General features: G+C 61.7%; 18 protein-coding genes. 12 read left to right on the forward strand and 6 right to left on the reverse strand.

Features of this window, described 5'->3' with window-relative positions; all coding sequences use genetic code 11:
- The first annotated feature begins 11 nt into the window (after window positions 1-11).
- Both AC1Q6C_RS17985 and AC1Q6C_RS17990 read left to right on the forward strand, forming a co-directional pair.
- Window positions 12-1160, forward strand: coding sequence for a PucR family transcriptional regulator (locus AC1Q6C_RS17985; RefSeq protein ID WP_064443504.1), 1149 nt, complete (start codon window positions 12-14; stop codon window positions 1158-1160).
- A 1428-nt stretch (window positions 1161-2588) separates the two neighbouring features.
- On the forward strand, window positions 2589-4049 hold the full coding sequence (locus AC1Q6C_RS17990) for a wax ester/triacylglycerol synthase domain-containing protein (RefSeq protein WP_007733717.1): 1461 nt from the start codon (window positions 2589-2591) through the stop codon (window positions 4047-4049).
- Between the two features lie 212 nt (window positions 4050-4261).
- Here AC1Q6C_RS17990 and AC1Q6C_RS17995 read toward each other — a convergent pair whose 3' ends face one another.
- The gene (locus AC1Q6C_RS17995; protein ID WP_042450431.1) at window positions 4262-4765 is read right to left on the reverse strand and encodes a hypothetical protein; all 504 of its coding nucleotides are present in this window, start codon (window positions 4763-4765) and stop codon (window positions 4262-4264) included.
- 990 nt (window positions 4766-5755) lie between these two features.
- On the opposite strand from AC1Q6C_RS17995, the gene AC1Q6C_RS18000 reads away from it, so the two are divergent.
- On the forward strand, window positions 5756-7009 hold the full coding sequence (locus AC1Q6C_RS18000) for an NAD(P)/FAD-dependent oxidoreductase (RefSeq protein ID WP_007733715.1): 1254 nt from the start codon (window positions 5756-5758) through the stop codon (window positions 7007-7009).
- Here AC1Q6C_RS18000 and AC1Q6C_RS18005 read toward each other — a convergent pair.
- Window positions 6981-8372 carry an amino acid permease gene (locus tag AC1Q6C_RS18005; RefSeq protein WP_019744479.1) on the reverse strand — a complete coding sequence of 464 codons (1392 nt, stop codon included), beginning with the start codon at window positions 8370-8372 and terminating at the stop codon, window positions 6981-6983. The two genes, AC1Q6C_RS18000 and AC1Q6C_RS18005, sit on opposite strands and share 29 nt — an antisense overlap.
- A gap of 189 nt (window positions 8373-8561) precedes the next feature.
- Here AC1Q6C_RS18005 and AC1Q6C_RS18010 point away from each other — a divergent pair, with 189 nt between their 5' ends.
- From AC1Q6C_RS18010 to AC1Q6C_RS18040, 7 genes are all read left to right on the forward strand, one after another.
- The gene (locus AC1Q6C_RS18010) at window positions 8562-9032 is read left to right on the forward strand and encodes an SRPBCC family protein (protein ID WP_003941500.1); all 471 of its coding nucleotides are present in this window, start codon (window positions 8562-8564) and stop codon (window positions 9030-9032) included.
- Between the two features lie 34 nt (window positions 9033-9066).
- Window positions 9067-9519 carry a hypothetical protein gene (locus tag AC1Q6C_RS18015; protein ID WP_003941524.1) on the forward strand — a complete coding sequence of 151 codons (453 nt, stop codon included), beginning with the start codon at window positions 9067-9069 and terminating at the stop codon, window positions 9517-9519.
- Window positions 9509-10528, forward strand: a complete 1020-nt coding sequence (locus tag AC1Q6C_RS18020) for a DNA polymerase III subunit beta family protein (protein ID WP_042450437.1) — start codon at window positions 9509-9511, stop codon at window positions 10526-10528. Before AC1Q6C_RS18015 ends, AC1Q6C_RS18020 begins: the two co-directional genes overlap by 11 nt.
- A gap of 72 nt (window positions 10529-10600) precedes the next feature.
- On the forward strand, window positions 10601-11314 hold the full coding sequence (locus AC1Q6C_RS18025; RefSeq protein WP_003941540.1) for a phosphatidylserine decarboxylase: 714 nt from the start codon (window positions 10601-10603) through the stop codon (window positions 11312-11314).
- A 59-nt stretch (window positions 11315-11373) separates the two neighbouring features.
- Window positions 11374-12204, forward strand: coding sequence for a CDP-alcohol phosphatidyltransferase family protein (locus AC1Q6C_RS18030; protein ID WP_029254795.1), 831 nt, complete (start codon window positions 11374-11376; stop codon window positions 12202-12204).
- 21 nt (window positions 12205-12225) lie between these two features.
- Window positions 12226-14403, forward strand: coding sequence for an AAA family ATPase (locus AC1Q6C_RS18035; RefSeq protein WP_003941536.1), 2178 nt, complete (start codon window positions 12226-12228; stop codon window positions 14401-14403).
- Between the two features lie 9 nt (window positions 14404-14412).
- Window positions 14413-16035, forward strand: coding sequence for an amidohydrolase (locus AC1Q6C_RS18040; RefSeq protein WP_212633919.1), 1623 nt, complete (start codon window positions 14413-14415; stop codon window positions 16033-16035).
- A gap of 81 nt (window positions 16036-16116) precedes the next feature.
- On the opposite strand, the gene AC1Q6C_RS18045 is transcribed toward AC1Q6C_RS18040, so the two are convergent.
- Window positions 16117-16269: an aminoglycoside phosphotransferase gene (locus tag AC1Q6C_RS18045; protein WP_073512160.1), complete on the reverse strand. Its 153-nt coding sequence runs from the start codon at window positions 16267-16269 to the stop codon at window positions 16117-16119.
- Between the two features lie 198 nt (window positions 16270-16467).
- Here AC1Q6C_RS18045 and AC1Q6C_RS18050 point away from each other — a divergent pair, with 198 nt between their 5' ends.
- A complete protein-coding gene (locus AC1Q6C_RS18050; RefSeq protein WP_230359611.1) occupies window positions 16468-17706 on the forward strand; it encodes an HNH endonuclease signature motif containing protein in 1239 nt (412 codons plus the stop codon).
- Window positions 17707-17794: 88 nt separating this feature from the next.
- Here the strand turns inward: AC1Q6C_RS18050 and AC1Q6C_RS18055 are convergent, their stop codons facing one another.
- Genes AC1Q6C_RS18055 through AC1Q6C_RS18065 form a run of 3 tightly spaced genes read right to left on the reverse strand, consistent with a single transcriptional unit; the run spans window position 17795 to window position 20884 of the window.
- Window positions 17795-18814, reverse strand: a complete 1020-nt coding sequence (locus tag AC1Q6C_RS18055; RefSeq protein WP_042926211.1) for a DUF2804 domain-containing protein — start codon at window positions 18812-18814, stop codon at window positions 17795-17797.
- A 2-nt stretch (window positions 18815-18816) separates the two neighbouring features.
- Window positions 18817-19569 (reverse strand): isocitrate lyase/PEP mutase family protein, encoded by a 753-nt coding sequence (locus AC1Q6C_RS18060; protein WP_007730096.1) that lies wholly within the window; start codon window positions 19567-19569, stop codon window positions 18817-18819.
- A 46-nt stretch (window positions 19570-19615) separates the two neighbouring features.
- Window positions 19616-20884 (reverse strand): cytochrome P450, encoded by a 1269-nt coding sequence (locus AC1Q6C_RS18065; protein ID WP_003945041.1) that lies wholly within the window; start codon window positions 20882-20884, stop codon window positions 19616-19618.
- A 128-nt stretch (window positions 20885-21012) separates the two neighbouring features.
- On the opposite strand from AC1Q6C_RS18065, the gene AC1Q6C_RS18070 reads away from it, so the two are divergent.
- Window positions 21013-21648: a TetR/AcrR family transcriptional regulator gene (locus AC1Q6C_RS18070; RefSeq protein WP_042926208.1), complete on the forward strand. Its 636-nt coding sequence runs from the start codon at window positions 21013-21015 to the stop codon at window positions 21646-21648.
- Window positions 21649-21653: the final 5 nt, after the last annotated feature.

Below are 21653 nucleotides of genomic sequence, written 5' to 3' on the forward strand. Positions count from 1 at the left end.
GGCTCCCACCCATGGACCTGCGCGACGACGACCTCTTCTCCGTCGCCGGTTCTCTGGCCGAATTGCTCGGCGCTCCCGTCACGATCGAGGACGAGAACTCGACGGTTCTCGCGTACTCCGGCGGCGAGCAGGCCGTGGACGAAGCTCGCATCGGCACGATCCTCGGTCGGCAGGTACCCAGCCGATTCCGCCAATTACTCTCCGATGCAGGAGTATTCGATCGGCTTCACCGAGAGAGCGATCCCATCTACGTCGACCTCGAAGACCCCTCGATCACGCCGCGACTGGTTATCGCAGTTCGCGAGAACGATCACCCCGTCGGCTCGATCTGGGTCGCACTGGCCGGATCACCGACGCCCACACAGGAATCGATACTTCGTTCCGCGGTATCTGTCGTGGCCGGGAGAATCGCCTCGGAGCGTGACCGGGTCGACAGCACACGCCGTCGCCAATCCCAGCGCGTCCAAGCATTGATCGGCGGTGGCGAACCCGCATTCCGCGCCGCAGACGACTTGCGGTTGGCAGGCCCGCTCACCGTCGTCGCCGTCGGAACCGTCGCGGGACCACTGCCGGCGGGGTTGGTCGCCTCCTTGAGCTTGTACCTGGACACTCTGGCCGTCGACGCCGTGATCGCACAGTTGATCGACTCGACGTACCTTGTTGTCGCCGCTGACGAAGCGAACGCCCGCCGACTGTTGGAGGACTTCCTCAGCCGCGCCCGCACACGAGCACAACTTGCCGTTGCGGTGGGCCGCACCGTGAAATCAGCCAGCGAATGCCATTTGTCACGCGCCGACGCCGACCATGTTCTGGGCGCGCTGCGACACAACCGGTCCGGCGGGATTGTCGCGGGTATGAACGACACCTTGGCGTCGGTACTGGCCTTACATGTTGCCGACATCTTCGACGGACTGAGCACCGCCACACCTATGCACGCCCTGGAAGGGTACGACCGTCGACATGGAAGCGAACTCGTCGCAACGGCCCACACCTTCCTCGACAAGGGCGGTGATGTCGCGAGTTCTTCCGCAGCATTGCATGTTCACCCCAACACTCTCCGCAATCGATTACGCCGCTGCAAGGAGATGTGCGGGGTTGACCTGAGCGACGCGGACACTCGACTGATCCTGATGCTTCAGTTCAAACTACGAAGTTCCTGAGCCGGCGAAGAAGGTATCGGAGCATCTCCCGTGCCGCTCCACTTTGGGAGGTATTCGACAAAATATCACCCAAAAGTATTAACGACCAGTCCGCCAAAAGTCATAATTACCGGCCACGATTCCCAAAACCCAGCAATTCGGCAATCATCAATCTTGCAATCTGGTTAGCGTTCCGCAAGATCTTCCTCTCACGGCCCAAATAGGCCATTTTGGTTGCCTGACCAGCATAAATGAAACACGTTTCAGTTTGGTTCTACAAATTCCTAGTCAAAGTGGACTTGCTCGAGCTAACCTCATTCTCGTCACGCCACATAAGACCCCGAACGCCACACGGATCTCTTAGCAGAACGATCGCAAGGGTCCGTGCACTAGTCGAACCTGCTCTTTGTGGAATGCAACAAGCATGCGCCGATGTACAAAAAGTCTTCCAGATCTATCGAAAGGATGGAACTTCATATGATCGCAATGTTCCTTCAAGCAACGGCTGCGTTGTTCACCGGATTACTGGACAATGTATGGAGCGGATCCCTAGTGCCCGGCATCGAGGGCGCCACCGGCTCGCTAGCCGGATTAATCGAGACCGGCTCATCGCAACCCTGATCCATTTCAGAACATCACCCAACGACAGGAGTAAACGATGGATCTAGGATCGATGGTGCCTTACCTCAAGGAACCGATAATTTTGCAGATCATTTCATTGCTCGTATACAGAGGCTCCATGGCGTCAGTCGACTTCGACTGGCAACCCCCACTCGGCTGACTTCAACAGAATTTCCTACCGTGATAAAAATCTACCGCAAGGAGCGTTAGCATAGTGGATACAGCAAGTATCATCGACGCAGTCACGAGCATTGATTCGCAATCATTGCTTCCCCCGTTCGTTTATGTGCAGGCAATAGTCGACGGCATCTTCAAGTCTATCTCCGCAGCCATCAACCTAATGGCTAGCGGTTCTGCAGGTATTGGTGGAAGCATTCAGACCGCCCTCGGCTCGACCGTTGCCCCGTAGTCGGGAGAGGAGACAATAATGTTCGATCTTTCAATGAGCTATCTGTCGGATCTGGTGGGATTTGGCTCAATCGACCTAGTAGGTACGTTCGCGAAGTATCTCAACACCCTGTCCGCGTACACGCCGACGCCGCTCTAAGGAAAGGTGATTTACAATGCTGCAAAGATATATCACCAGTTTGATCGCCTGGGCTACTGGGACCATAGAGTTGACCGGCCTGGGAAGTACCATTCTGCAGAAGTAAATTCTCTGGTGCAACTTCTCTACTCTGAACTTCGATGATCCCCGAGGCTCCAATTCGCCTCGGGGGTCATTTCGCGTTCCAAGCACGAGAGTTTTCCAGGCACGAGAGTTCCGGGCCACGAGAGTTCCGGGGCACGGACACTTTGATCCGGCACCCGCCACGTGAGGAGTTCGACATGAGACTGCCCAACCTGCTGGATGCGGCTGTCACACAGGTGAATCCGCGAGACGCGGACTTCGTCTACAACGAGTCCGCCGGCCACCTGAAGCATCTGGTCGGCGTGTACTTCTTCGAAACATCTCAGCACCCAGCCGCAGAATTCACGCAGGCGCAAGCCGTCGATTGGGTCACCGCCAGGCTCGGACACAATCGCATGTTCACCCACCGAATCCAGCACACGCCACTGGGACTCGGCCATCCGTACTGGGTTCCAGACCCCAACCTGGATGTGGGCGACCACGTGCGGGTCAACGCGATTTCCGAGCCGGGTTGGGCACCATTTCAAGAAATGCTCAGCGCCCTGCTGACCTCGAGAATGGATCTCAGCCGCCCACCGTGGGAACTGCACTTTTTCACGGGGATCGAGGGGCTTGACGCTCTACCCGGCAGGCTGACGGCGGTTGTGCTCAAGTCTCATCACAGCGCGGCCGACGGAATCGCGATCCGAATGCTGGGTGAAGCCATATTTTCGGATGCGCAACGGCCGAGGAAATCAGCACCTGCAATACGGTTCCTACGGGGACGTCTCTTCACGCGATCAGTGCTGAGTTTCCCCGGCCAACTTATCCAGTTCGCCAAGAGCATTCCGGGCAATCGGGCTGCTGCCCGTGCGGTAGTCGAGGCGAAGAGTGCTGGAGAATGGGACGAGTGCATCTACGAAAGTACTAGCACCCGCTTCAACTGCAAGGTAAGCGGGTCGGCATTGGTGGAGCCGATCATCCTCGCAGGCAACGAGGTTCGGCATGTGAAGAACGCAGTCCCCGGAGCGACTGTCAACGACGTCCTTCTGGCTGTGGTCGGTTGCGCGATGGCGCGATACCTTACCGAGAAGAGCGAAGCGCCTCGAGGTTCTCTGTTCGCGATGGTTCCGCGGTCCATGCGCAAGCAAGAGGAGTGGGAGTCCGCAAACCAATTGGTGAATCTGTCCGTGAACATGCACACCACGATCACGGATCCGCTGAAGAGACTCGCTCTCATCGCAGAGTCTGCACGCTCGGAGAAGGCCCGTACGTCCCACACAGCGGTCCGGCGGATGAGCACAGTGTTGGAGACCCTACCCGCTCCGATAGCGCGGTTGATGGCATATTCACGTCACCATGACGACTACAAGCCGGATGGGCCGCGGTATCAGCACACGATGGTGAGTAACATTCCGCTCTCGGTCAACGGACTGACCCTGAACGGGGCATCTGGCACTGCCGTACTCGCTAATCAAGCACCGGTCGACGGTGACGGGCTGCGGCACTTCATGGTAGCTGCGAGTGGCGGCAACCTAACGCTCAACGTGATTGCAGACGCCGCAACGATGCCAGATCTAGGCCACTACCTGGAGTTGCTTCGCGCGAGTTTCGAGGAACTGAAGGAAGCCGCAAAGACGCGTGAGCTCGAGAGCAACTCGACCGTCATCGCATCCTGATCCCTTATTCACCAAGACATTACGAGCCCGGCCTACCACTGCGGTAGGTCGGGATTCTTGTCGAGCGGGTAATTCTGCACGTAACTCGCATCCACATGGTCTGGAAGCGCCTCCCGGCACACACTTCTGGCACTCACGCACAAGACTACGCAAAACAGCGCTGCCTGAGTGGGGTGTCAGGCAGCGCTGCTAATCACCGGGGTCCGGATTGACTATGGATGCAGAACGCCCGCACCCGAATTCAGTGCCGGGTAACTACCGGTCGCACCCACCGCATTGGCGGGAATGCATGAGGTCGGCGCACTGACTGTCCCGAAGATAGGCACTGACGCCTTCGATGTGAAACGGAAGTAATTCGCCGAGAAGTTATACATCTGGGCCGCGGTGCCCTGAGTGTCGAACTTCACGTCCAACGCACTGTTCCGAGTTTGGAAACTAATCTTCGGAAGCTGGTATGTCACGCCTACGCCGACATCCGCACCGTCCACGATCAGTTGCGATCCGGTATCGGTGAGAGTGACCGTGCCTGTGTAGCCCGAACCGGAACCGGCCACCAGTGCGGCCGATCCTGCGACGAACGTCGCTGGGTCATAGCGGTAGACAAGCCTGACGTCATCAATGCCGAGGAATGTGACACCCGAGACGCCAGAACTGCTGGGCGTCGTCGCTGAACCGGGCTGAAGGGTGTATGAATTTACCCCGGGCGTGGCATTCACAGTGACGTGGTTAGCCGTGACCGAGGTTGGAACTACCTGATCCACGGTCTGCCCAACACTTACAGCGCGGCACGCCTGGTTATAGCTCGTCACCGTCGTACCTGCAGTTGCCGACGCCGGTGCAACTGCTGCGAATACCATGCCCGCCGAAGCAGTTGCTACTGCTAGAGCGGCCCCCGTACGTTTTGCCGTTGAAACATGCATATCTTCTACTCCTCATTCCCTTTCGGGATCGGTTTTTAGCGTTGATAGCACTTCCTGCCAAAACGCAGTTCGAGTAAAGTTGAACTACTGCATTGACAGCCTCCGCATCACCGGAATTTTCGCGGCGAAGGGGAAGTCTTTGAGGCCGTGCGCAGCACGATAGGATTTGTTCACTACCGATGCACGACCGAAATCTTGACAACGGAGATTAGCGATACGACATCACCCGGGAATCATGTCTCGATTCCGAAAAAGATGACGTCCGACCGTGAGAAACCACCTCCAATCAGCTGGTTTGGTAGCACCCATTCCACTGGATGCTCACACCGAGCGGTAAGTTGGAACAGCTGATCGACGATTGAAGGCCATTCACGATTTGCCGTTTATGTGATGACCGTCACCATACCTCAATTACTAGAACTTGTAACAGTTTTTGAAAGAAATCTCTCGACAACTTGAAATGGCGCCCCCACTTACATCCAGGATTTGCACGCGACTAATACCAAGGAACTAACATTCAGCGAAACATTAATACTAAAGTATTAACAACGCAGCTCATTCGAGAGATGGTTAATACTTTAGTATTAATTCAAAAGTTCCAGCGCATTTACGAACCGACTCACTGTGATTCGCTTCCCAAGCGAGGGCTGTGCACTCGCACAACGCATTCCCCGAAGCTGTGGCCGAACGGCCAGTCCTTTTGCCGCCCCCGCGATTCATGCTTGGGAGAAGAGCCGGATGTGACCGGCGTCTCGGTTCGAGCAGAGTCTGTAGAAGGAGTGCGTCATGGGAACTCGTCAAAGCCCCGATCGTGTGGTCGTGGTCGGTGCGGGTGTTGTCGGATTGTCGACGGCCTGGTTCTTGCAGGAACGTGGAGTCGAGGTCACCGTCGTCGATCGCGACGGCGTCGCAGCCGACGCGAGCTGGGGCAACGCCGGTTGGCTGGCCCCCGCATTGACGCTTCCGCTGCCCGAACCCGCAGTGCTCCAATACGGCTTGCGCGCGATGCTCAGCCCGTCGTCCCCGGTGTACGTGCCACTCACCACCGATCTGAAGCTGATTCGGTTCCTGGTCGGGTTCGCGCGCCACTGCACGCCGTCGAAGTGGCAGGAAGCGATGTCGGTCTACACCGAGGTCAACCGAACAGCCTTGGGCGCGTACGACGAACTCGCCGACGGTGGCGTCAAAGAGCTGACCCGCCTGGCCGATCCTTTCCTCGCCGCGTTTGCGTCCGAGAAGGACCGACAGACCTTGGTGGACGAGTTCCATCACGTCGAAGCTGCCGGCGGAGAAGTCGACTTCGACCTCCTCGACTACGACGCGATTCACTCGCTCGAGCCTTCACTCGGCCAGGGTGTGAAAGCCGGTTTGCGTCTGCGTAATCAGCGTTTCATCGATCCCCCGTTGTTCGTGAACTCGTTGGCGGACGCGGTTCGTGAACGCGGTGGAGAAATCGTCAGCGGTTTCGACGTCACGCAGATCGACGATCGGGTCGGCGGAGTCACTGTTCGCAGTGCACACGGTGATTCACGCGACGGCGACGCCGTGGTCATCTCGAGCGGTGCCCGCTTGAACAAGCTCGCAGCACCGTTCGGTGTGCGCAAACTGGTGCAGGCCGGACGCGGATACAGCTTCAGTGTCAAGCCCGAGCACCTCCCCAAGAACCCTGTGTATTTCCCCACCCAGCGCGTCGCATGCACTCCGTTGCACGATCGCTTCCGAGTGGCCGGAATGATGGAATTCCGCAGCCCTGACGCGCCGCTGGATCCGCGCCGCGTGCAGGCGATCATCGATGCGGCCAAGCCGATGCTCAGCGGCATCGACTGGACTGCGCGGGAAGAGGAGTGGGTGGGATCACGACCGTGCACTACCGACGGCTTGCCGTTGATCGGAGCCACGAAGTCGCCGCGGGTGCACGTCGCCGGTGGTCACGGGATGTGGGGAATCGCCCTGGGTCCGTTGACCGGAAAGATGGTGGCCGACTCGATGACCGGCGCTCAGACGCCGACCGTCATGCGCCACTTCGATCCGCTGCGCTGACAGCCGGTTTCACCCACTTGTAGTACGCGCCCGTCAGCAGAACCAGCCATCCGGCACCGACGAGCAGCGCAACTCGGGTATCGGCGATGACGCCGAGCAACACGATGACAAAAGCCAGGAACACGATCGCGAAGATTTGACCGTACGGCCACAGCGGCACTGGAAACTTCAGTGCCGCTGTTTCGTCTGCACTCATCTGAGCGCGGGAACGGAACTGCGAGAGCAGGATCATGATCCAGACGAAAATCGTGGCGAAGGTGGCCAGCGAGGCGATGACGAGGAACACCTGGTCCGGGATCAGGTAGTTGAGCAGTACTCCCACCAACAGGGCACCGGTCATGATGACAACGGTCATCCACGGAACACCGTTGGCGGAGACTCTCTTCATCACCTGCGGGGCCTGACCGGCATGCGACATTCCGAACATCATGCGACCGGCACCGAAGACGTCGCTGTTGATGGCCGACAGGGCCGCGGTGATGACGACGATGTTGAGGATCGAAGCGGCCGTTCCCAATCCGAGATTCTCGAAGATCTGGACGAACGGGCTGTTGTCGGAGTTGATGGTCTGCCACGGAATGATCGCCATGATGACAGCCAGGGTGCAGATGTAGAAGAGAATGATGCGCACCGGGACAGTGTTGACGGCTTTCCTGATGGTCTGCGCCGGATCCTCGGCTTCGCCCGCGGTGATACCGATGATCTCGGTGCCACCGAACGCGAACATCACGATCGCAAAGCACGCGACGAATCCGCCGAAGCCCGTCGCGAAGAACCCGCCGTCCGACCAGAGGTGGCTGATTCCGGCATCGGTGTCGTGAACGCCGAATCCGAACACGATGATCGCGATGCCGCCGGCGATCATCGCGATGATGGCGGTGATCTTCACGAGCGTGAACCAGAATTCCAGTTCGCCGAACACCTTGACGCTCAACAGGTTTATCGCGCCGATGAAGAAGACGACAGCCAGAACCCAGATCCATCTCGGTACGTCCGGGAACCAGAACTGCATGTACAGGCCGAAGGCGGTGACGTCGGCGAGGCACACGATCACCATCTCGAACGTGTACGTCCACCCGGTCATGAAACCGGCGAGTGGTCCGAGGTGCTTGTTCGCGTACTCGCTGAACGAACCGGAAACCGGGTTACGGACCGCCATCTCGCCGAGCGCTCGCAACACCAGGTAGACCGCGATACCGCCGATCAGGTAGGCCAGGAGCACCGACGGGCCGGCTCGTTTGATGGCCTCGGCGCTGCCGTAGAACAGTCCGGTTCCGATGGCTGATCCGAGGGCGATGAAGCGGATATGGCGCGCTGTCAGCCCTCGCTTGAGGCCATCCTGCGTCGCGGCGTCGCTGTTCACTTCTCGGTACTCCAGTCGGATGGATCGTCATACGTGCGCGAACCATTGTCCGCTACCACCGCGCGTGTTCCCGCACGACCCTGTTGGACGGCCGTACAGTGACCTGACACACATGGTCCATTGACGGATCGCTTACGATCGACAAAAGTGTTTGTAACTTTACGTAGCATCAACTCGACTGGAGAGACTGTGTCCAACACCCTCGAAGCAAGCATCGACATCGACGCATCACCGCAGGATGTGTGGGCAATCGTCGCCGACCTGCAGCGCATGGGCGAATGGAGCCCCCAGTGCAAGGTCATGAAGGTGATCGGCGGGACCGTGCGTGAGGGTGCCAAGACGATCAACGTCAACCGCAAGGGCCTGCTGGTCTGGCCGACGTCGTCGAAGGTCGTTCGCTTCGAGCCCAACAAGTCGGTGGCGTTCCGCATCGCGGAGAACCGCACGATCTGGTCCTACGAACTCGAGCCGACCGCTACCGGCACCAAAGTGACCGAGCGTCGCGAGGCTCCCACCGGAACGTCGAAGGTCTCGCAGTTCCTCGTCAAGACCGTCCTGGGCGGAAACGCCGACTTCGAGGTCGAACTCGTCGAAGGCATGAATGCCACATTGAAGCGTGTGAAGAGCGAGGCCGAGGCGGCTGCACGCACCTCTGCTTGACCCTCGACCTGGTCGAGGCATCAGGATCCGTTCCATGGATCCCGTGATGACACAGATAGCGCAGGCACAAGAATTGGCGAGCTCCGGCGATCGAGCCGGGGCTCGCTCTGCGTTCGAGAAGGTGTGGGAAGAGATCAGCGCCGCCCCCGATGCGCTCCACATCGTCTCCCTCGCGCACTACATGGCCGACGTTCAAGACGATCCGGCTCAAGAGCTCTGCTGGGACCTGCGCGCCCTCGACGCTGCCGATTCGTTGACCGACGCGCGAGCCCAGGAACACCACGCATCGCTGCAGGTCGCCGGTTTCTATCCATCGCTGCACCTCAACCTGGCTGCCGACTACCGCAAACTCGGACGCGACACCGAGGCCGTCGAGCATCTGACGAAGGCCGAGGCGTCGGTCGGCACACTCGCCGACGACGGTTACGGCCGGATGATCAGGGGCGCCATCGAGCGACTGCGGGCAGAATTGATCCGTGACCACTAGTTCCGCCCTCTTGACGATCGGCGAGATGTCCAGGGCGTCGGCGCTCCCGATCAGCGCGCTGCGGTTCTATGACAAGGAAGGCGTGCTCGTCCCGCATTCCGTCGATCCGCACACCGGTTACCGCTGGTACACCGACGACCAACTCCGCGACGCACGCGTGATCGCCGGTATGCGGCGCGTCGGTGTTCCGATCCGCGACATGATGGCCGTCCTGACCGGACCGGAACCCCATTCGTGCCTCGACGCCCATCTGCGCAACCTCGAGGACGGTCTCGCCGACGCCCGGGCCGAACTGGGACGAATCCACCGCCTGATCGACGCGCTACCTATCTCCGGCGGCGTGGACATCGACTCGTGGGATCTACGACGCGCACTCGACGCCGTGCTGTTCGCCGTGAACGAGGAATCGGAGTTCCCGATACTTCGCGGCGTCCACCTCGACATTCACGACGGCGTCGCTGCGTTTGTCACCACTGATCAGTTCCGGCTCGCGGTCGCCGAGGTGACAGTTCACTCCGCTCTGACGGTGTCCGCTGTCGTTCCCGTCACCTTCGCGCGATTGTTGCGCGACGTCGCCGGCGTCGTGACGCTGACTTTCTCCGCGCGCACGGTGACTGCGTCGTATCCGGGAGGTGAGGTGTCCAGCCCCCTGATCGAGGACGGAGAGTTCCCCGATCACCGAATCCTGCGCGAGCACCACAACGCCGTCGAACTGAGCGGCGACCACCTTGCCGCCCTGCTCAACGGCACCGAGGACAGTGCCGTCGTCAGCGTCGGCGAAGACGGTGGTGCCCGGGTGGATCCGGGCGGAACGGATCCCCGTGAGAAGTTCCGAGTACTGGTCGACCGGCAGCGACTGCGCGACGCCGCCGCAGCCCAACCGGGGCGGCAACTGGTGATCCGAGTAAGCGGTGCGACGCTCCCGCTGGCGATACGCACCGGCGACTGTGTCGGGTACTACTCGTACTTGATGCCACTACAGCCTGTAGGAGAGAAGGCGTTCACGTAATCTATGGATGCTCTACCACCCCGTACTGTCAGTGCGACCAGCAGAAGACCTACCGAGTAGTTAGAGGAGCCTGTGGCACGCCGACCCACACCCCCCGGAACCCCGCAACCCACCGGGATCGGACATATCGTCGATCTGGTTCGCCATGCGATTCCGCCACTTCATCCCGCCGGCCTGCCGTTCGTGCTGGCCCCGCTGGGAGTTGCAGCTCTGGGCCGCAACCGTAAGTGGGTGCGCCGAGCCGGTCTGACCACCGCCGCCGCATGCGCCACGTTCTTCCGTCACCCGCACCGGGTGCCGCCCAACCGCATCGGCGTCGTCGTCGCACCCGCCGACGGCGAGGTGGCGTTGGTCGACAACGCCGTTCCGCCCGCCGAGCTCAATCTCGGAAGCGAGCCGCGCCCGCGCGTCAGCATCTTCCTGTCGGTTCTCGACGTGCATGTCCAGCGCAGCCCTGTCGGTGGAACGGTCAAAGAGGTCGTTCACCAGGCAGGCAAGTTCCTCTCCGCAGATCTCGCCGACGCCAGCGAGGTCAACGAGCGCAACAGCATGCTGATCGAAACCGCCGATGGTCACGACGTTGCGGTTGTCCAGATCGCGGGACTGCTTGCACGCCGCATCGTCTGCTACGCCGGTGTCGGTGACGTCCTGCCGATCGGCGACACGTACGGACTGATCCGTTTCGGCTCACGCGTCGACACCTATTTCCCCGCCGGAACCACACTCCTGGTCGAGCCGGGACAACGCACGATCGGTGCTGAAACAGTTATCGCGCAACTGCCGTGAAGACGCCGAAGATGAAGTCAGCCGTGAAGAAGCCGGGAGCAGCCCAACCCGGCGCGAAGATGCCCAAACGCACCCAGGCGGTGCGGTTGCTGCCGTCCGTCATCACCATCCTGGCGCTGTGCGCCGGGCTGTCCGCCGTCAAATTCGCTCTCGACGGACAACCCGGTACCTCGCTCGCGATGATCGGCGCAGCTGCCGTCCTCGATTCACTCGACGGCCGCATCGCGCGACTGCTCGACGCCACCAGCAAGATCGGCGCCGAACTCGACTCACTGGCCGACTCCATCTCCTTCGGCGTCGCCCCGGCCCTGGTCCTGTACGTGACCTTGCTGGACGGCACCAGCATCGGCTGGATCATCGCGTTGATCTACGCGGTCAGCATCGTGTTGCGACTCGCACGTTTCAACACCCTGCTCGACGACGACGACGTCCCCGCGTATGCACGTGAGTACTTCGTCGGCGTTCCGGCTCCGGCCGGCGCACTCATCGCCCTCACTCCCCTGGCCGCGACGGCTCAGTGGGGTGACGGCTGGTGGTCTTCGCACTTCGTCGTCATCGTGTGGACGCTCTTCTCGGCTGCACTGATCGTCAGCCGCATCCCGACGCTGGCGATGAAGTCGGTATCCGTGCCGCCGCACATGGCGGCCGGCCTGCTCGTCCTGGTGACGTTGGCTGCAGCCGCACTCATCACCTACCCGTACATCCTGCTGATCGTTCTCATCGCGATCTACCTGGTGCACATCCCGTTTGCCGTGCACTCGAAGCGGTGGGTGGCAGCACGTCCCGAAACCTGGGACATCAAGCCTTCCGAACGCCGCGCGATCCGACGCCAACCCAACGTCGGTGGCCGCCGCTCGGCCGCTCGTCTCGGATTGCGGCGACCCCGCTAGTCCACGACGTACTCTCGAGAGGTGACTTCGCCGGAACTCGCCCTCACCGTTCGACTCAACACCTCTGCCGCCGACCTACGCCGCGGGGTCGTGCGCTTGCACCCCGAAGCGTTGGCGGCGTTGGGCATCCGCGAATGGGATGCCATCGCACTCATGGGAGCCCGCGGCACCGCGACCGTCGCGGGCCGTGCGCCCACCGGAACCCCGGCAGGCACGATCCTTCTCGACGACGTCACCATGTCGAACGTCGGCTTGACCGAGAACTCTTCCGTCGTGGTCGGTCCGGTGACGGTGTACGGAGCGCGATCCGTCTCCGTCACCGGCTCGTCCATGGCGACAAATTCGATCAGCTCGACGGTTCTGCGACAAGCCCTTCTGGGCAAGGTCGTCAGCGTCGGCGACACGGTCTCGCTCCTCCCCCGCGATCTCGGTCCGGGTACGAGCACTTCCGAAGCCACCCAAGCGCTTTCCCGTACCTTCGGCGTCGCGTGGACATCCGAACTGCTCACCGTCACGGCCGTCGAACCTGCCGGTGGTCCGGTCAGCGTCCAGCCGAATTCGGCAGTCAACTGGGGTTCCGGCTCGGCGGGCACACTGACACCGAGTGCGCTTGTTTCCAGTCCGGCCGCCGTCGCGATCGAGCCTGCACCGTCGGTTCCGCTGGATCACCTCGTCGGCGCGCAAGCGCAGGCAGCCAAGCTGACCGAGTGGCTCGGCCTGGCACTCGACGAACCAGAACTGCTCCGTACGCTCGGCGCCTCCCCGCACCTCGGCGTCCTCATCACGGGCCCCGCCGGCGTGGGCAAAGCCACGTTGGCCCGCTCGGTCCTGTCCTCGCGCAAACTGGTCGAACTCGACGGTCCGGGAGTCGGTGCCACCGAGGCGAATACCCGCCTGCAGCGAATCGTCGACGCCGTTGCTGCCGTGCGCGGCGGTGGTGTACTGCTGATCAGTGACATCGACGCTCTGCTTCCGGCCACCGCCGAACCGGTGTCCGCACTGATCCTCGAACAACTGCGCAGCGCCGTCGCAACCCCGGGCGTGGCATTCGTCGCGACCTCCGCCCATCCGGAGACCGTCGACGCGCGCCTTCGCGGCCAGGATCTCTGCGATCGAGAACTCGCACTTACCCTGCCGGACGGCGCAACCCGCAAGGCGTTGCTCGAACTCCTGCTCCGCCGCGTGCCCACCGGAACCCTCGAACTCGACGCCATCGCCTCGCGCGCACCGGGATTCGTGGTCGCCGACCTCGCGGCGCTCTGCCGTGAAGCTGCCTTGCGAGCGGCGACGCGGGCCTCCAAATCCGGTGATTCTCCGGAGATCACGCAGGAAGATCTTGTCGGTGCCCTCGAAGTGATTCGGCCACTGTCTCGTTCGAGTACCGAAGAACTGTCGATCGGCAGCGTCACCCTCGACGACGTCGGCGACATGGTCGAAACCAAACAGGCGCTCACCGAGGCGGTGTTGTGGCCGCTGCAGCACCCCGACTCCTTCGCGCGCCTCGGTGTCGACCCACCCCGCGGCGTGCTCCTCTACGGCCCTCCTGGCTGCGGCAAGACGTATCTCGTTCGTGCCCTTGCCAGCTCGGGGCACCTCAGCGTTCATGCCGTGAAAGGCGCAGAGCTGATGGACAAGTGGGTCGGCGCCTCCGAAAAGGCCGTAAGAGAGTTGTTCCAGCGCGCACGCGATTCGGCGCCGTCGTTGATCTTCCTCGACGAAATCGACGCCCTTGCCCCGCGTCGTGGTCAAAGTTCCGACTCCGGGGTGTCGGATCGCGTCGTAGCCGCGTTGCTGACCGAACTCGACGGCGTCGAACCGCTACGCGACGTCGTGGTGTTGGGCGCCACCAACCGACCGGATCTGATCGACCCGGCTCTTCTGCGCCCCGGCAGACTCGAACGTCTCGTATTCGTACCGCCGCCGGATGCGGAGGCCCGCAAAGCGATTCTGCGTGCTTCCGGCAAGTCGGTACCGCTCGCCGAAGATGTCGATTTGGACATTCTGGCCGTCGATCTCGAGGGATACTCGGCAGCAGACTGCTCGGCTCTCCTGCGTGAGGCTGCACTCGCCGCCATGCGTCGGAGCATGGACGCGGCCGACGTGACGGCCGCGGACGTGGCAACCGCCCGTGAGAAGGTACGTCCCTCACTCGATCCCGAGCAGGTGGCACACCTACAGGCGTACGCGGACAACCGATAAGGACTGACCATGGCTGCTGATCTGGTTCTGTACGGCGACATCGTGACCATGCACGAGGAATCACCACGCGCCCAGGCGCTCGCCGTGACGGGCGGCCGGATCACAGCCGTCGGCGCGCGCACGGACGTCGAGAAACTGGTGGGGCCGGATACCCGCGTCGTCGACGTCGGAGGTGCCGCTGTTCTGCCGGGGTTCATCGAACCGCACGGTCACCCCCTGGAAGAAGCCATCGTTCTCGGGCCTGACGTCGTCGACATCCGGCCTGTCACGATCGCCGAGGCGGATGCCGTAGTTGCTGCCGTCGTCGACACTGTTCGTTCGCGAGGTGCTGCCGGCGCTTCTCTGAACGGTTGGGACCCGTTGCTGCAGAAGGGCCTACCCGATCCGACCATCGACTGGCTGGACTCCATAGCGCCGGAGTACCCCCTCGTGATCATGCACAACTCGGGACACGTCGCGTATTTCAACACGGCGGCAGCAGTGCAGGCCGGCATCACCCGCGATACCCCCGATCCGATCGGCGGATCGTACGGCCACGACGCGACGGGCGCACTCGACGGAGCCGCGTACGAAATGCCTGCGGTGTTCGCAGTCGCGGGCCACGCAGTCACCATCGGTGACGACTTCCCCGCACTGGTGGCGGCCGAATGCGCCCGGCTGAACGCCGCGGGAATCACCACCATCGCCGAATTGTCGTTCGACCCCAAGATGCGGCCCGCCCTGGCAGCGATAGCCGACGCCGGACTCCTCACCACCCGCCTGCGGCTCTACGAGATGTCCAACGACGCGCGCACTACCGAGGCGTCACCGGGCGACGGAAACGACCTGGTGCGCCAGATCGGCATCAAGGTCTGGTCCGACGGTTCGCCGTGGGTCGGTAACATCGCCACCAGCTTCCCGTATCTCGATACCGAAGCCACCCGCGCGCTCGGGATCGCCTGCACGCACGGGCACGCCAACTACACCGGCGAACAGATCCACGACATCAGTTCCGCCTACTTCGCCAAAGGGTGGCAGATGGCGTGCCACGCCCACGGTGACGACGCGATCACCATGGTTCTCGATGCGTGGGAGCAACTTCTGAAGGAGCACCCCCGGCCCGATCACCGGTTGCGTCTCGAACACGTCGGCGCGATGCGTCCGGATCAGTTCGTCCGCGCGGCGGAACTGGGCGTCACGGTCAGCATCTTCATCGACCACCTGCACTACTGGGGTGACGTTCTGGTGGATGACCTGTTCGGCCCCGAATACGGATCCGTCTGGGCCGCAGCAGGATCTGCACTCGCGGCCGGGCAACGGTTCACCTTCCACAACGACGGTCCCGTCACCCCCGCCAATCCGCTACGAAACATGCAGGACGCCGTCACCAGGCTTTCGCCCAGCGGTCGCGTCGTCGCACCCCAGGAACGGATCCCCGTGGACGCCGCCGTGCGCGCCCATACGGTCAACGCCGCTTGGCAGCTGTTCAGCGAAGATCACATCGGGTCCATCTTTCCCGGCGCCTACGCGGATTTGGTTGTGCTGTCGGCAAATCCCCTCGACGTCGAGCCGGCCGAGCTGGCCGACATCACGGTGCTCGCCACCATCCTGGAGGGTCGGACGGTGTACGGAGACCTGAGCGAGATCGGCTGATCGGTCGCCGCGGACAAGACTGTTGCCCTCCCTGCTCGAGTTCCAAGGATCGTTGCGAAACCGGAGACGGCGCAGGTGGTCTCAGGGTTCAGTGCGGATGTCGTCAACGACCTGAGCAATCGCATGTTTCGCCCAGGCCGTGATCTGCTCGTTCGTGTCGCGGTAGCACGGCAAGGCAACCAATGCAATCGACAGAGCCCATGCGCGGCCACGCGTCCAAGTGCCCTCGTCCACGTCAACATGAAGCCGGAATGTATGCCGAGTGCTCGGCGTCAGCAGAGTCCATGCAATGAGGCAGTCGAGATTGCCTGCCGCAAATCGAATGAAGATCCGAAAAGTCCCAGAAATCAGAATTGTCGAAAATTATTGCATAGGAACAGTTTTCGAGATTCAAGTCTTGTGTTCGAAACTTTGTTCGATTAGACTTTGAGCATGGACAGTCGGGAAGCGTGGCAGCTGGATGGTGAGGGCCTCAAGAGTGAGGTTCTGGATCTGGTGCGCGCCCGGCACGAGTTGCAGTCGCGGATGGTGTTGCTGATCGTGGAGATGTTTTCCCGGGACGTTCTCGGCGGGAAGGGTTTTCGGGCGATCGCACAGTGGTTGCATGGTTCGACGAATCTGGAGATCGGTGAGTGCAGTCTGCTGGTCGGGTTGGCGCGGTTGTTGATGCTCGAACCCGTGGTGGGCGATGCGTTTCATCGTGGTGACGTGGATGCGTTGAAAGCCCGTCAGGTGGCGTCGTTCTGTCAGCATCCGCCGAAGAACATGACCCTGGCGGATGTGGACAAGGCTCGCGGGATCCTGCTTGGCCTGGCGTCGCAGAACATTGCTGATTGTGATGCGGTGCGGGCGGCGATTCGGCGGATCGAGAAGCAGTACGGAAACCGTGAGGACGGCGTTCCGGTCGGGGAAGATTCGGAGCGTAACGAGTTCTACGCGTCGAAAGGTTTGTACGGGCGCGTGTCGGTGAAGGGTGACTTGGATGCTGTGAACGGGGCGCGTCTGATCACGTTGTTGTCGAGCCTGTCGGCTCCGACGCCGGAGAAGGACGGGGTCAAGGACACCCGTACGCCGGCGCTGCGGCGGGCGGATGGGTTTTGCGAATTGTTGCGGCGGTACGAGCGGGCGGGGTTGGGTCCGATCGAGGGCGGGGTGAAACCGCACATCACGGTGACTGCGTCGGCAAAAGATATGACGGACCTTAAAGTTCTGAAAGACCTCCTGCCGTCCACTGAGGAGTTGGGGTTCGCGTGGGCGGATTGGGTGGGCCCGATCAGTATCGATACTGCGCGGATGTTGGCGTGCGACTGCACCGTGACGCGGATTTTGTTGGATGCGAATGGTGTTCCGCTCGACTGCGGTAAGGAAGCGAGAACGGCGACGGTTCCGCAGCGGCGGGCGTTGGCGGTTCGGGATGGCGGGTGTGCGTTTCCGGGGTGCGGGACGCCGTCGGGGTGGTGCGATGCTCATCATATTGTTCACTGGAACGATGGTGGCCCAACAGATCTCGACAATCTGATCTTGTTGTGCGGTCATCATCATCGGACACTGCACCACACCGAATGGCGGGTCGAGATCGGGCCGGATCGCAAATCGGTGTTCTATCCACCGATGTCGATCGATCCGTATCAGCAGCCGATCGGCGGGAACAGCCCACCAACAGCCGCCTGAAGTGAAACAACTCGAGACGCGAGCACCGGGGCACGATCATGCCCCGGTGCTCATGCTGCGTTCCGTCATCTTCGCGGAGACGTACGGCCTACCAGCGGTTCCGAACCTCCTCGGCAAATCCGAGGAGATCTCGAACCACCACGGAGGTACCGTCGTCGAGGATCACTGTGCCGGAGAACTTTCCGAACACCTGATGCTGAATCGAACGCAGCACCCCGACGTCGAAAGTCGCGGCACGGTCGATGATCGGCTCGAAAGTCATCTCGAAGCGACCATCGTTGCTCGAGAAGTTCCACGGAGCGCCGTCGTACGTTCCCTGCGGGATGCCGAAGTCGATCCTGTCCAGTTTGTGGGCCCGCCCTCCGACAAACACGATGTTCTCGCTGGCCGCCGTAGTGTCACCGAAGCCGTAACCGATGTTGAATCCGAACCGCTCGCCGTTCACCAGTCCGGATGCAGAACCCCAGTACCAGGTGTTGTCGTAAGTCCAGACTCCCCTGCCCCAATCGAGAACGCCGAACGAGTCTTCCGAGCGAAATGTGAAGTCGTCGATCCCGATTCGCACGGTCCCGGCAGCGGGCAGGCAGTTGATCTTCTGGTTGTAGTAAAACGAACGGGACGCCTTCGGAAACGGTGTGGCGATCACCATCCGGTCATCGGCAGGACTCGCCAGGAACAAATCGGCATGAAGGCCTCGCCCACCGTCGAAAGCCGGGTAGTCGACAATCAGGTGGCGCCCACCGTCCACATGGCGAAACTCGAAGCGAGCTTTACCTTTCGACACCACCACATCACCGTCGTCCGCGCTTTCGGGCAGACCGAGCCTTCCCATCGGGAACGGCAGCATCACGTTTTCGGTGATCTCGTGTGGTGTTCGGAAATCGAGCCAGGAGACTCCGAGCAAGCCCATGTACCCGTTGTCGGCGACGGTCAACGCAATGCCGTAATCCGCAGTGAGAACGCAGTAGTAGTCCCACTCCTTGATCCGGAACTTGGGAGCGGTGATCGCAGAGCGTCGATACTTGCGAATCTCCGATGGGGCCCAACCCGTCTCGACCAAATGTCCGCGATCGTCGAGAAGCGGGCCGGGCGACATCAGTGTCTGCATTCTTACTTCCAGCGTCCCAAGATCTCGTTCGCACGGTTGGCCAATGCCATCTGGAAGAACGGACCGAAGCTCACACGTGCCACTCCGAGCGGACCGAAACTTGCCGGGTCGTCCTGATCCGGGATTCCGATCGCATTGATCGGAAGTGGGAGCTCGGACGTCAGGCGGCGCTGGGTCGCGTCGTCATGGCGCCCGACGGGGTAGAGAACGTCGGCGCCGGCGTCGGCCGCCAGCTTGAGGCGTGCGATGGCGCGATCGACGCGATCGGACTCGTCACCGACCTGCTTCACGAACAGGTCGGTGCGCGCGTTGACGACAACGTGAACTCCGGCTGCGTCGGCGGCCTGACGAAGCCCACCCACGAAGTCGGCGTGCTCCTGCGCCTCGCGCAAGCGTCCGCCTTCACTGTGAACGGTGTCCTCGATGTTGAGTCCGACAGCGCCGGCATCGATCAACCCGTCGATGAGAACTGCCGGCTCGAGCCCGTAACCACCCTCGATGTCCACCGAGATCGGGGCGTCGACCGCACCGGTGATCTGCTTGATCCGGTGCAGAAGTTCGTCGAAGGTGATGCCCTCGTTGTCCGGCTTGCCGATGGAATCGGAAACCGGATGACTGCCTACCGTCAGGGCTGCAAAACCGGCAGCCACCGCAAGATTCGCCGACCACGCGTCCCACACCGTCGGGAGAATGACCGGATTACCTGGCTGGTGCAACGCCAGTAGAGCAGTTGCCTTGTCGTTGATCGAAGTCATGCGGTGGCTCCTCGAGATCGTGGGGTGTACCTCTCACCTACCGACTCTAGTGAGCGACCGGGCAGCCTGTGCTCTTGTAATCGACCTGGAACTCCTTGATGCCGTTGATCCAACCCGAGCGCAGACGGCGCGGATCACCGATCTTGGTGATGTCCGGGACGTTGTCGGCGATCGCGTTGAACATCAAGTCGATCTCCATACGAGCGAGGTTGGCACCGATGCAGAAGTGCGCGCCCGTTCCGCCGAAGCCCAAGTGCGGATTGGGGTTACGAGTGATGTCGAACGTCATCGGGTTCTCGAACACGTCCTCGTCGAAGTTCGCGGAGCTGTACAGCATCACCACGCGCTGCCCCTTCTTGATCGACACTCCTGCCAATTCCGTGTCCTCGAGCGCGGTGCGCTGGAAGGCGGTGACGGGTGTCGCCCAACGGACGATCTCGTCGGCCGTCGTCTTGGGACGTTCCTTCTTGTACAGCTCCCACTGCTCGGGGTTGTCCAGGAACGCGATCATTCCGTGCGTGATGGCGTTGCGAGTGGTCTCGTTCCCTGCGACCGCCAGGATGAGCACGAAGAACCCGAACTCCTCCGGGCTCAAGGAGTCGCCGTCGATGTCGGCCTGGACCAGAGTGGTGACGATGTCGTCTGCCGGGCAGGTACGACGTGCGTCTGCCATTTGGTACGCGTATCCGAGGACCTCGGTGGACGCGACTGCCGGATCACCCTGGTATTCCGGGTCGTCGTAGCCCATCATCTCGTTGGACCACTTGAACAGCTTGTCTCGATCGTCCTGCGGTACACCGATCAGATCCGCGATCGCTTGGAGCGGCAGCTCGCTGGCAACCTGCTTCACGAAGTCGCCCGGGCCTTCGCTCACAGCGGTGTCGACGATGCTCCGTGCACGACGGTCCAATTCGTCGCGCATGCCGTTGATCGCGCGAGGCGTGAACAGCTTCGAAATCAGCTTGCGGAGCTTGGTGTGCTCCGGTGCATCCTTGTTGAGCAGAAGATGCCGGAGCATCTCGACGGCCTCACGTGGCATGTCGTCGGCGAAACGCGCGATCGCGGTGTTCTCCCAGCTCGAGAACACATCGCTGCGCTGGCTGACCTCTTTGACGTCAGCGTGACGCGAGACCACCCAGTAGCCCTCGTCCTGGAATCCACCGACCGTCGGCGGCTGCTCACACCACCACACGGGTGCGTTGCGACGCAGTTCGGCGAATTCCTCGAAAGGGATCCGCTCCCCGAGGACAGCAGGATCGGTGACGTCGAATCCGGCCGGCAGGTCAGGCGTGCGTGTTGTGTCCGAGATGGTCATGGCGTCCTCTGATCGGTCGAATGTGCGCTACACCACAGAGTAGCTTTCACTAACGGACTGTCAAGTGAAAGACGGAGAGTCTCGTGCAACTGACCCGTGAGAGCCCCCGCGGCACTAGGATCCTGGTAATGACAGATACCTCCGGCAGACTGACGCTGCGAGAGAAGCAGAAGCAGCGAACCCGCGCAGACCTCGTGGATGCCGCCGGCGCGCTCTTCACCGAACGCGGATACGCGGCTGTCACCGTCGAGGACATCGCCGGCCGGGTCGGTTGCAGCCGAGCCACCTTCTACCTGCACTTTCCCGGAAAGATCGACATCCTCAAGGCGCTCGGCTCGAACACCGTCGTATCCAGCACCCTCGCCATATTCCAGGATCTCGACCACGTACTCGATTCCGGTTCGCGCGAAGAATTCGCCGGCTGGATCAACCGCGCTCTCGACTGGTGCCGCGATCACCACCACATGATGCGGGCGTGGGACGAGGCCATGGTCCTCGAACCCGAGTTCCGCACACTGGCCCGCGAAGGCATCTCAGCACTGCCCAACGCTATGCCGTCGTACCTGGCACGCTGGCCGCAGAGCCGACACGACGAGGCGAAACTCCGGGTCGAGCTCCTGCTGACACAAGTCGAGCGCTTCTTCATTCGCTGGGCGGAACAGGGCGCGATCACCGCGGGTGCGGACGTCGCAGCAGACGTTCTCACCGACATCTGGTTTCCGGCACTCACGCCGCCCACGACCGATGTTGCGGCGCCGCGATAGGTTGG

Source organism: Rhodococcus sp. MT28 (genome assembly GCF_058792695.1).

Excerpts from the sequence above, each read along its gene's own strand:
- AC1Q6C_RS18050 (WP_230359611.1), top strand. The coding sequence starts at position 16,468 with ATGGACAGTCGGGAAGCGTGGCAGCTGGATGGTGAGGGCCTCAAGAGT.
- AC1Q6C_RS18055 (WP_042926211.1), bottom strand. The coding sequence starts at position 18,814 with ATGCAGACACTGATGTCGCCCGGCCCGCTTCTCGACGATCGCGGACAT.
- AC1Q6C_RS18060 (WP_007730096.1), bottom strand. The coding sequence starts at position 19,569 with ATGACTTCGATCAACGACAAGGCAACTGCTCTACTGGCGTTGCACCAG.
- AC1Q6C_RS18000 (WP_007733715.1), top strand. The coding sequence starts at position 5,756 with ATGGGAACTCGTCAAAGCCCCGATCGTGTGGTCGTGGTCGGTGCGGGT.
- AC1Q6C_RS17985 (WP_064443504.1), top strand. The coding sequence starts at position 12 with ATGGACCTGCGCGACGACGACCTCTTCTCCGTCGCCGGTTCTCTGGCC.
- AC1Q6C_RS18030 (WP_029254795.1), top strand. The coding sequence starts at position 11,374 with ATGCCCAAACGCACCCAGGCGGTGCGGTTGCTGCCGTCCGTCATCACC.
- AC1Q6C_RS18065 (WP_003945041.1), bottom strand. The coding sequence starts at position 20,884 with ATGACCATCTCGGACACAACACGCACGCCTGACCTGCCGGCCGGATTC.
- AC1Q6C_RS18015 (WP_003941524.1), top strand. The coding sequence starts at position 9,067 with ATGGATCCCGTGATGACACAGATAGCGCAGGCACAAGAATTGGCGAGC.
- AC1Q6C_RS18040 (WP_212633919.1), top strand. The coding sequence starts at position 14,413 with ATGGCTGCTGATCTGGTTCTGTACGGCGACATCGTGACCATGCACGAG.
- AC1Q6C_RS18070 (WP_042926208.1), top strand. The coding sequence starts at position 21,013 with ATGACAGATACCTCCGGCAGACTGACGCTGCGAGAGAAGCAGAAGCAG.
- AC1Q6C_RS17990 (WP_007733717.1), top strand. The coding sequence starts at position 2,589 with ATGAGACTGCCCAACCTGCTGGATGCGGCTGTCACACAGGTGAATCCG.